Annotated in this window: 8 protein-coding genes; 6 read left to right on the top strand and 2 right to left on the bottom strand. The window is 29.3% G+C overall.

The annotated features are described in order from the left end of the window. Positions 1 to 130 precede the first annotated feature (130 nt). Positions 131 to 1,498 carry a CoA-disulfide reductase gene (locus tag IX290_RS10190; RefSeq protein ID WP_211493080.1) on the top strand — a complete coding sequence of 456 codons (1,368 nt, stop codon included), beginning with the start codon at positions 131 to 133 and terminating at the stop codon, positions 1,496 to 1,498. Positions 1,499 to 1,539: 41 nt separating this feature from the next. Here IX290_RS10190 and IX290_RS10185 read toward each other — a convergent pair whose 3' ends face one another. Both IX290_RS10185 and IX290_RS10180 read right to left on the bottom strand, forming a co-directional pair. Continuing rightward, complete coding sequence (locus IX290_RS10185) at positions 1,540 to 2,856, bottom strand: sodium:solute symporter family protein (RefSeq protein WP_211493079.1); 1,317 nt, start codon at positions 2,854 to 2,856, stop codon at positions 1,540 to 1,542. A gap of 50 nt (positions 2,857 to 2,906) precedes the next feature. Beyond that, positions 2,907 to 3,596: a YoaK family protein gene (locus IX290_RS10180; protein WP_211493078.1), complete on the bottom strand. Its 690-nt coding sequence runs from the start codon at positions 3,594 to 3,596 to the stop codon at positions 2,907 to 2,909. Between the two features lie 155 nt (positions 3,597 to 3,751). Between IX290_RS10180 and IX290_RS10175 the strand changes: the two genes are divergently transcribed. The 5 genes from IX290_RS10175 to IX290_RS10155 form a co-directional block, all read left to right on the top strand. After that, positions 3,752 to 6,577 carry an ATP-dependent DNA helicase gene (locus IX290_RS10175; protein ID WP_211493077.1) on the top strand — a complete coding sequence of 942 codons (2,826 nt, stop codon included), beginning with the start codon at positions 3,752 to 3,754 and terminating at the stop codon, positions 6,575 to 6,577. Continuing rightward, a complete protein-coding gene (locus IX290_RS10170; RefSeq protein WP_211493076.1) occupies positions 6,578 to 7,753 on the top strand; it encodes an exonuclease SbcCD subunit D in 1,176 nt (391 codons plus the stop codon). After that, positions 7,743 to 10,538 (top strand): SMC family ATPase, encoded by a 2,796-nt coding sequence (locus tag IX290_RS10165; protein WP_211493075.1) that lies wholly within the window; start codon positions 7,743 to 7,745, stop codon positions 10,536 to 10,538. The genes IX290_RS10170 and IX290_RS10165 overlap by 11 nt, the downstream gene beginning before the upstream one ends. Before the next feature lie 9 nt (positions 10,539 to 10,547). Further along, positions 10,548 to 10,886, top strand: coding sequence for an arsenate reductase family protein (locus tag IX290_RS10160; RefSeq protein WP_211493074.1), 339 nt, complete (start codon positions 10,548 to 10,550; stop codon positions 10,884 to 10,886). Positions 10,887 to 10,895: 9 nt separating this feature from the next. Then, positions 10,896 to 11,522, top strand: a 627-nt coding sequence (locus IX290_RS10155; protein WP_211493073.1) for an epoxyqueuosine reductase QueH, incomplete at its 3' end; no start/stop codon positions are given.

The following is an 11,522-nucleotide window of genomic DNA, read 5'->3' as shown; positions in this document are numbered from 1 at the left end:
TGCTCATCACAGGAATTATAATATCATACTTATAAATTTATGTCAAACTTTTTTTCAAAAATATTGACAATAAATTCCCATAACTATATAATAGACCACATAGGTATATAATATTATGAGGTGAAAGAAAATGAGAAAAAAGATAATAATAATTGGAGGAGTTGCAGCAGGTATGAGTGCAGCTGCAAAAGCAAAAAGAATAAATCCAGAACTTGAAATAACAGTATATGAAAAAACTGATATCGTCTCTTGGGGGGCTTGTGGACTTCCTTACTTTGTAGGAGACTTTTATCAGGATCCTAATATAATGGTAGCAAGAGAACCAAAACAATTTGCAAAAGATGGAATAGTTGTAAAAAGTCAACATGAAGTAATCGATATAGATATCAATAAAAAAGAGGTAACCGTATTAAATCACTTAACTGGTGATAAATTCACAGATACTTTTGATGAACTTATCATAGCTACAGGAGCATCTGCTGTAAATCCTCCTATAAAAAATATAGATGCTAAGAATATATTCCACTTAAAAGCTTTTAAAGATGGTTTAAATTTGAAAGCTGAGATGATTAAAGAAGAAAATAAAGAAATTGTAATAATCGGGGCAGGGTATATTGGACTAGAGGCTGCAGAAGCTGCAAAACACCTAAATAAAAAGGTCAGAATAATTCAACGTGGTGAAAGAGTTCTACCAGGAAGTTTTGATAAAGAGATTACAGATTTAATGGAAGAAGAACTAAGAAATACAGAAGATTTAACTCTACATTTAAATGAAAATGTTGAAGAATTTGAAGTTAAAGATGGAAAAGTATGTGGAGTAAAAACAGATAGAGGTAGCTATCCTGCTGATCTTGTCATTGTAGCTATAGGAGTAAAACCAAATACAGAATTTCTAATTGGAAAAGGGTTTAAAACATTAAGAAATGGAGCTCTTATAATAGATGGAAAAGGAAGAACAAATATTCCTGGAATATATGCTGCTGGAGACTGTGCAAGTGTATATCACAAAGTTAGAAAAGATAATGTATATATTCCATTAGCTACTAACTCAAATAAAATAGGTAGAGTAGTTGGAGAACATTTAGCAGGTGTTGAAATAGAATTTGCAGGTACTTTAGGTTCTGCTGCTATTAAAGTTATCAACTTGGAAGCTGGACGTACAGGAATATCACAAAGTGAAGCTGAAGAATTAGGTATTCCATATGATACAGTATTTATAGAAGATGCTAACCAGACTGGATACTATCCTGGTCAGGAAGATCTTTATGGAAAACTTATATTCCATAGAGAAACAAGAGAGGTACTTGGTGGACAATTAATTGGTAAAAAAGGAGCTGTTCTGAGAGTAGATGTACTTGCTGCAGCTATTGATAAACATATGACAGTAGATGAGTTAGGAATGCTTGACCTATGTTATGCACCACCTTTTGCTCTTACTTGGGATACAATCAATACTTTGGGAAATGTTGCTAAATCAAAATTAGCTAAAAAAAGATAAAAACAAGGGACTGTTGGAGATTTGCAACAGTCCCTCTTTTTTTATTTAGATTTTTCCAATTTTTTTCCAATATAGAGAATTGCTCCATTTAAAATAAAAGCAGCAATAGCTATAAGTTTTCCTGAAGCACCGCCATATAATTTTCCATAAGTAGCAACTCCACCACCAACAATTATAGCAAGTATAACAACTTCTTTTCTAACTCTATATCCAAACATTCCAACAAAAGTAGGAATAATAAAAGCACCAGAATATATTGTCAAAGCTAAAAGAAGCGTCGATAAAATATATTTCATCTTAATAGCTATAAACATAGCTCCTACACCAAATACCACAGTCAAAACTCTACTGATAAAAACTGCCTTTTCACTTTTCAAGTCTTTAATAATTCCCTGTGTGAAAAGGGAAGATGCAGTTAAAAGTGTTGTATCTGCTGAAGAAATAACTGCTGATAGAAGTCCTAAATAAAGAAGAAAACTCAATATTTTAGGTAATTTACTATCTGCAATTAGCAGTAAAACAGAATTACTTCCTATGTTGTCAAATACCTCTGCTCCATAAATTCCAAGTTTAGCTAAAATGAAACCAAGGGGAATCAAAACAATAATTGCTATCAGGATAGAACTTTTCATTGTTTTTTCGCTCTTAGCACAGAAAAGACGTGAATAAATATCAGGTCCTACAAGGTATGTAGTGGAATAGGTAAGTATCATAACTAATAAATCCATATAGCTAAATTTTTCATTTATCATAGGTAAAACATCTTTAGTTATAGGTTCTGGTGATATATACACAAAAGTCACCACAAGTCCTAGCAAGATGAAAAGAAGCTGTATCATATCTGTTTTTATTATTGAAAACTGTCCTCCTAAAATAGTATAAACAATAAAAACAAAACTACTTAGCCACACACCTTCAATATAAGTATATGAAGAGATTATTGTTATAATCTTGGCAGCTCCCATTATTTGGGATGCCACTATACCAAGCCATGCTATTGGTATTATAAAAGAAGAAATTCTTTGCACCTCTTCTCCATAAAAATTCCCAAGTAAATTTGGAAGATTGTATCCCTGAAAGTTTTTTATATATTTTGTAAGTGGATATAGCATCAATAGTCCAAAAGCCCCACATAACATGAGCCAGCTACCTGCCCAACCTACACTATATGCAAAATCAACACTTCCAAGAATTGCTGAACTACCTAATATAGATGCAAGTAAACTCCCTGAAACCTGTAATATACCTGCATTTTTACCAGCTACAAAAAAATCTCTATCATCTTTTATTTGACCAAAAGAAATAAATCCTACAATAACTACTAGAAAAAAATATAAAATTAATATTATATCTCTCACTGATGTCACTCCAATCTGTTGCATTTGTAAATTTTTAATTTACCTAAAAATTAATTAAATGGGTAGCATTCATCACTTGAACATAGAAGATTTCTATATCTATGTCGTAAGTATAAATACATACCTGCCACAAAAAAGTAGCCTAGACTTGCTACAACAAAAACATTATCCTTCATCCAAATAAAAGTTTCTACTCCAAAAAAGCCTCCAACTAAAAAGGATAACACCATAAAAAAACAGAATAATCCTTTCCACTTTTCCTCTTTTTTCCCACGTAGCCAATGACCTAAATATACTCCAGCATCTGTAACACTTCCACTGACATGACTGGTTCTCACTACTACTCCTTTATAACAGATAAAGAGCCCATTTTGAACTCCCATCATAAAAGGAAGATAATAGAAAAACATCCAGCTATCTCCTGCTACAAAATGTAAAAATAAAAGTCCCAATCCCAATACTAATATACAATACCCATATCTCCTTTTTAAATTGAATTCTCTGCCTTCTATTATATACCCAGAGATGGCAGCTCCTACAACAAAGCACACTATAATAAAAAGTATTTTAAAAACCTCAATAAAATTACCACTTGCAATATTAATTGCTGTCTTTGATACATTTCCAGTAAAGTGTGAAATTGTATAAGAGTACTTAACTACACTGACTGTGTTTATAAAGCCACCTAAAAAACATAGCGTATAAACCCAATACAGTAACAAAGTTTGTGTAACTTTCATTATTTCACCCCAATTTAGTTGAACTACTATAAAATAGTACCTTTTTTTCGGATAAATTTCAAGCTGTTTTTAAATAATACTATTAAATTAGAAAAAGAAAAAATAGTTTTTATATGATATAATTTAATTATACTAATACTACAAGGTGATTTGTGATGAAAGAAGTTTTAAATAAAGCACAATATGAAGCAGTTACAACAACAGAAGGTCCGGTTCTTGTAATTGCAGGTCCAGGCTCTGGAAAAACTAAGACATTAGTTGAAAGAGCAGTTTATCTGCTTTCTGAAAAAAATGTAAAGCCTGAAAATATTCTTATATCAACCTTTACAGATAAAGCTGCCAATGAGCTTATAAGCAGAATTTCTGAAAAATTAAGAGAAAAAAATTTAAGTTTGAATCTTAATAATATGTATATTGGAACTTTGCATTCAATTTTTAGAAGACTTATAGAAGAAAATATAGAATATTCAATGCATGTAGATGGGTTTAAAGTTCTGGATGACACAGAACAACTTTTTTTTGTATTCACAAAAATCAAATTTTTCAAAGAACTTGAAGGAGCAGGAAACTTTTTTAAAGCAATTCCATGCAGAAATAACTGGGAAAAAAGTCAAAAAATAGTTTACTGGCTAAGTATTCTCAATGAACATGGAAAAAATCTTGAAGATACTAAGACTGATAGCCCTATTATTAATTTTTTAAAAAATGCTCAAATTTTATATAAGAAATTTCTCAAAGAGAGTAATGTTATTGATTTTTCTACAATTCAAGCAGAACTACTGGAAATGCTTTTAAAATATAATGAAGTAAAAGAAAAACTCAACAAAAAAATAAAATATATAATGATAGATGAATATCAGGATACAAATAATATACAAGAAAAAATAATATTCCTGTTAGGAGAAAAATATAAAAATATCTGTGTTGTTGGTGATGATGACCAGGCAATATACAGATTTAGAGGGGCAACAGTAAAAAATATACAGGATTTCCCTAAACGATTTGAAGAAGGCCAATGTAAAATTATAACACTGAACATAAACTACCGTTCTCAATTGGATATTGTGAGATTTTGCAACCGTTGGATATCTCTTATTAACTGGGATAAATACAGATACCCTAAAGAGATGATTTCCCCTGACAATAAACCATTTTCTCCTACTTCTTCAGTTATAAGAATTGGAGGAGATTCAGAAAACAAATGGAAAGAAAATATTTTTAAATTCATAAAAACTTTATATTCAACTGGAAAAATAACTGACTATAATCAAGTGGCATTTCTCTTTAGAAGTGTACAAAATCCAGCAGTTAATGAATTAAAAAAATATCTGACTAATATGGGAATAACAGTGTACTCTCCACGTTCAAAAGACTTTTTTGAAAGAGATGAAATTAGAATTATACTAGCCTGTCTTTTAGTGTATTTCCCACAAACTAAATATCTTGTTCTTGATAAGGTTAAAAATAGAACTAACGAAATCTTTTATTACTATAAGTATTCTCTGGAAGTTTTAAAAAGATATTTAAAAGATGATGAGGAGTTTTATAAATGGCTGGTAGAAAAAAGAAAAGAAAATATAGATAAAGATATTGATTTCTATCCAAACTTAAAAACTGTATTCTACTCTTTTTTACAATTTAAAACATTTAAAAATTTTATAAAGCTTGAAGATATTTCAGAGCTTGAAAAAAGAGAAACACATAATTTGGCTATTTTTACAGATATCTTAGATAAATATGAAATACTTACAAAGATTGAAAAAATTCCTGCACAAGATCTTGATACATATCTTAGATATTTCTTCATGGTATATTTAAGACAACTGAGAGAGAAAAAAATAGATGAATATGAAAATAAAGAAAATTTCCCAAGTGGTGCTGTACCATTTCTTACTTTCCATCAATCTAAGGGAATGGAATTTCCAATAGTTATTGTAGGTTCGTTATATGCTGATCCATATTCATTCCCTCCTACATATGAGGATAAATTAAAAGAAATATTAAAAATAGACGATAAATATGAACCACTTGAAAAAAAAGAGCTTTTTGATTTCTGGAGACTATACTATACTGCTTTTTCTAGAGCTCAGGATCTTCTGGTTCTTACAAGTATTGAGGTAAATAACAATAAAAGAAGAAGTCCTTCCAGAACCTTTGCTCCGCTTTTTTATTGGGTTCCTTCATGGACAGACAGCGAAAAATTTGAACTTAAACACCTGAACGTTTCTTCAATGAAAAAAACAAAAAATAAAAAATTTCTCTCATATACTTCAAATATAACTTTATATGATTTTTGTCCATTAAAATACCAATTCACAAAAGAATTTAGTTTTGTAACTAATAAAAACCGTGAATCTGCCTATGGTATCTTCTTCCACAGAACCTTGGAAGAGGTAAACAGATACATATTAAAATATAAAACTCTGCCAAAAGATGAAAATATAAAAGAGATAATAGAAAAAGTTAATTCATTTATGGTTATTACATATCAGATTTCCTTTGAAGAAAGCAATAAGAACACAGTTTTTAGTGATATCCAAAAATATCTTCAAATGTCACTTCCTGAAGATATAGTTGCTTCAGAGTATAAGGTATTTAGTGTACAAGATGATTATATCCTTGAAGGAGTTCTAGACCTTATTAGAAAAAATGGTAATGATTTAGAAGTTATAGATTTTAAAAGTGGTAGATATGACAAAGATAGCTTTGAACTTTATAAAAAGCAACTCTCTATCTACACATATCTTCTAAAACAGGAGTATCCTGATAAGGAGATAAAATCTTTCCTATACTTTGCCAGAGAAGGAAATCCTTTTGTAGATACTAAAATTAAGCAGGAGGATATCGATGAAGAGATAAACAGTTTTAATATAACAGCAGAGAATTTACTCAATAAAAAGTTTCCACCTAGAAAATATGATGATAAATGTTTAAAATGTGATTTTAGATGGTACTGTAAAGAAAATAAAGGAGATGCGTAGATGAAAATACTTCACTGTTCAGATATTCACCTTGGAAAACGTCCTTTTGGAACCAAGGAATTTATGGATAAACGATATATTGATTTTTTCAATGCTTTTAATCAACTAATTGATAAAGCTATAGAAAAAAAAGTTGATCTCTTTATTGTAGCAGGAGATCTCTTCGACAAAAAAGAATTGACACCAGATGTTTTACAACGTAGTGAAAAAGCTTTTTTAAGGTTAAAGGAAAATAATATACCAGCATTTATAATAGAAGGAAACCACGATAATATAAATGAAAATGACCTTATCAACTCATGGACAAACTATCTTGAAAAAAAAGAACTTTTGAAAAGAGGAGATTATAAATACATAGATGGAGAATATATATTTGACAAATATCTATTAAATGATGTAAATATTTATGGACTTGGATACCCAGGGTTTGCTATAGATGATGTTCTTTTAAAAATCTCTGAAGTTTTAAATCCAGAAGAAAAAAATATTGTTGTGGTACATACTGGAACTGGGGGAAGTGAACTTCTTCCTGGTCTTGCTATGAGTTCTTCTATAAAAGCTCTAGAGGGAAAAGTTATCTATATAGCTGGTGGACATCTGCACGGGTACCAGGTTTATCCTAAAGAGAACCCTTTTTTATTCATTCCAGGTTCTTCAGAATATTGGAATGTTTTAAATGAAAAAAGTGATAAAAAAGGAGGCATTCTTTTTGATACAGATACTCTTGAATACAGATTTATACCTATTAATCCAAGAACAAGAATAAAGGTTAAATTTGAACCACCTGTTGAAAATATAGAAGAGGAATTTAAAAATTTTTGTGAAGGACTACATCTAACTGGTGAAGAGCTTGTTCTTGTGACAATAAATGTTCCTGACAGCAGATATATCAATACATCTGAACTTGTAGAAATATTAGAAAGTTGTGGAGCATTAAAAGGATACATCGATCTTAATTTCAAAAGAAATAACCTTGAGATAGAAGATGGAAAAAACTACTCAATCAAAGAGATTGAAAGAAATATAATAGACTCGTGGGAGAACTTTAAAAACAAAGATTCTATCTGCAATTATTTACAAAAATACAAAGAATACAGTGGTGACAAGGACAGGGAAAATGATCTATTTGAACTGTTTGATCAGATGCTTGAGGAGGAGATAGAAGATGAAAATTAATAGAGTACATCTTGAAAATTACCGTGTCCATGAAAACCTTGATATAGAATTTTCAAAAGGTATAAATCTTCTATTGGGACAAAATGGAAAAGGTAAATCTTCTATTTTAGAAGCTATTGGTATTGCTCTTTTTGATTCAAAACCAAGAACCACTTTATTAGATGCTGTAACTTTTGGTAAAAAAAGTGGTAAAATAGAGATCGGTTTTACTGGAGTAGATGGAGAAGAGTATATTATAAGCAAGAGAATTCCCAGTGGTGGATCTAAACTTTCAAGAGTTTCAGATGGAGTAACTATTGATGGAAAGGCAGATAAGATAAAAGAGCTTTGTGGCATAAAAGGTGAGATAAAAAATATATATGACAACATAATTGTTGCAAAGCAAAATGAATTTGTTTCAGCTTTTAAAGATACTGCCACAAATAGAGAAACAACATTTAATACCATATTTAACACGGATATATATAAAAAAATAGGAGAAAAGGACCTTCTTAATGTATATAGAAATTATGAAAAACTTTTAAGTATAGAAAATGCTAAATATGAGAGTATTGGTGCAAGAATTCTCAATCCTGAAGATGTAAAAAAAGAACTTGATGGAGAAATTCAAAAGAAAGAAAAATATACATCTCAAATAGCTATCCACACAAAAGAGGAAGAGGAAATAAATTCACAGCTTAAAACAATAAATGAGCTGGAATTATTACGAGAAAAACTAATAGGAAATCACAAATATATATCTAACACAATAGATAATTGTAAATCTAATATTGAAAAGATAGATAACTTTATAGAAGATGCTAAACAAGCTGAAGAGATTGTAAAAAATAATAAAGAAAAATATGAAAAATATACCTTTATAAAAAAAGAGATTGATGATAAAAAACTTAAGAAAAAAGAGATTGAAAAGCTAAAAATAGATTATGAAAACAAAGAGAAAACCAAGGCTAGAAATGAAGGGCTTATCTCTAAAATTCAGGGTAATATTGAAGTATATCAAAATAAGATAGACAGTAATAAAAACATATCTTTAGAGAAAGAAACTTTAGCTGGAGATTTAGAATATAACATAAAAGAAAAAAAGAAACATGAAATAGAATATAGAGAAATATTGGATAATACAAATATTCTCATTAGACAGTGCACTATATTTGAAAATGATACCTTAAATATGGAGCAAAAGATAGTTGCTATTAAAAGCTCAATAGACAGTAAAAAATCAGCTATTGAAAGTAAAGAAAAAATGATATTAGAACTTGAACAGGAAAATATCAGTGATAAATTGTTGCAACTTGAAGAGCTAGAAAAGAAAAAATCCTCTTTAGAGAGCAGAAATAACATTCTAGCTACACAAAAGGATGAAAATATTACTGCATATAATATGCTTAAATCTTATCAATGCCCTTATTTAAAAGAAAACTGCGAAAACCTTAAGGGTAAAGATATAAATCTATATTTTAAGGAAAAAATAGCTGCTATTGACAAAGAATATGAAGATAATACTAGTGAGATTAGTGGTATTATTAATAAACTCTCTGAAAAAAAATTACTTGAAGAGAAAAAATACAAACTTTCAATATTTAAAAAGGAGATAGAAAAATCTAAATATGAACTTTTAACTGAAGAGGAACATTACAAAACTCTTGAAACATCACTATCTCTTGTTATTTCTAATTATGAAAACTTCAGACTAAAAAACAGTTTCGAAAATAAGGATGAACTTCAAAAGAAAAGTTCAACATTGCTGTTTCAGCTTGAAAACCTTAACCTGAAAAAAGATATGGAAGAACTTGAAAAGCTTCAAAATATAATAACTTCTCTAAATAAGGATATAACTTTATATGAAACTGAAAAAAGAAAAAATCAGGAACAGGTAGAAAGATTAAAAATACAAAATATTGAAATAGATATATATCTATCTCAAAATCAGGATATTATAGATAAGTTTATACTTATTTCAAAGGAGATAGAAGCTGAGGAACAAATTTTAAAATCTCTTGAACCTGCAAGAAATTTATATATTGAAAACTATAAAAAATCACTTGAAAAAGATAAATACATCAAAGATAAGGAAAATAATGCTAATATTCTAGCTACACAAAAAGAAAGACTTGAAAATACAGCTAAAGATATAGAAGAGAATAAAAAACATTTAGAAAGCTATAATAAACCAGAGCTTTTAAATAATGAAATAAAACTCAAAGAGATACTTGGGACATTAAGAGAAGAACTTGGAAAAACAAATACCCAGATAGATGTATTAACTAAAAAGCTCGAAGAGATACATAAAGATGAATCTGAACTTAAAAGGCTTGAAAAAAGAATTAAAAAGCTCAAAATAAAGCTTGAACTTACCCAGATTTTTAGAGATAATGTAAAAAATATGGGAAAAGAAGTCTCTAAAAACATGTTAAAAGAGATTGAGATTATCGCTACTGATAACTTCAGAAAAATCACAGGACGTGGTGAAAGAATAGTCTGGTCAAATGAAGATAAGGATAAATATATGGTCTATCTTGTAAGTGACACAAGTGAATTAAAATTTGAACAGCTTTCAGGTGGAGAACAGGTAGCTGTTGCAATCTCTATCAGAAGTGCAATGAGTAAACTTTTTACTGACAGTAAATTTTCAATTTTTGATGAACCTACAAATAATCTTGATAAAGAGAAAAAACAAAGTCTTGCTGATTCAATTGGTGAGATACTTAAAAATCTTGAACAAAGTATTATAGTAACCCATGATGATACATTTCAAGAGATGGCAGAAAAAGTAATATATTTATAAAGGAGTAATATGATAATACAGATTTTTGGAAAAAAGAATTGCAACGATTCAAGAAAAGCAGAAAGATTTTTTAAAGAACGTGGCATTAAAATACAGTTTATAAACTTAAAAGAAAAAGCTCCATCAAAAGGAGAACTTAAGTCAATATGTGCTAAATACCCAATTGAGGAACTCATTGACACTGAATCAAAAGAATATAAAAAAATGAATCTTCAATATATGGTATTTGATATTGAGGAAACACTTTTGGAGAATCCAATACTTTTTAAATCTCCAATTGGAAGATTTAACAGAGAGATTACAATTGGATACCAACCTGAAGTATGGAAAACATGGATAGAAAAATAGGAGTAACAAATGAAAAAAAATTATGATTTAATAATGGAACAGGAACTTAAAAAGATTTCTACAGAAGAGAAAAATCCCACTCTGCTTCTTCATTCCTGCTGTGCTCCATGTAGTTGTGCTGTAATTGAATATCTTCTTAAATTTTTTGATATTACAATTTATTTTTACAACCCAAACATCACCTATGAAGAAGAATATATAAAAAGGCTTGAAGAACAACAGGATTACTTAAAAAAACGTGGATATGATATCAAGGTAATACCAGGTCATTATAATCCACAAAATGATTTCTTTGATAAAATAAAGGGCTTAGAAAAAGAAAAAGAGGGAGGACAGCGTTGTTATAAATGCTATTCTCTTCGTCTTGAAGATACTGCTAAAAAAGCTGCTGAAAATGGATTTGATTATTTCTCAACAGTCCTCAGTATAAGTCCTATGAAAAATGCACAATGGATTAATGAGATTGGAGAGAAATTAGCTGAAAAATATAGTATCAAATTTTTAAATGGAGACTTTAAAAAGAAAAGCAGGTATCTCCAATCAATTCATATATCCAAAGAGTTTAATCTTTATAGACAGGATTATTGTGGTTGTATCTTTTCTAAAATTGAACGGGAAAAACACATTTCTGAAAGG

The organism is Fusobacterium sp. DD2, from assembly GCF_018205345.1.
Classification (GTDB): domain Bacteria; phylum Fusobacteriota; class Fusobacteriia; order Fusobacteriales; family Fusobacteriaceae; genus Fusobacterium_A.
This window is presented reverse-complemented; position numbering and strand designations above follow the sequence as displayed.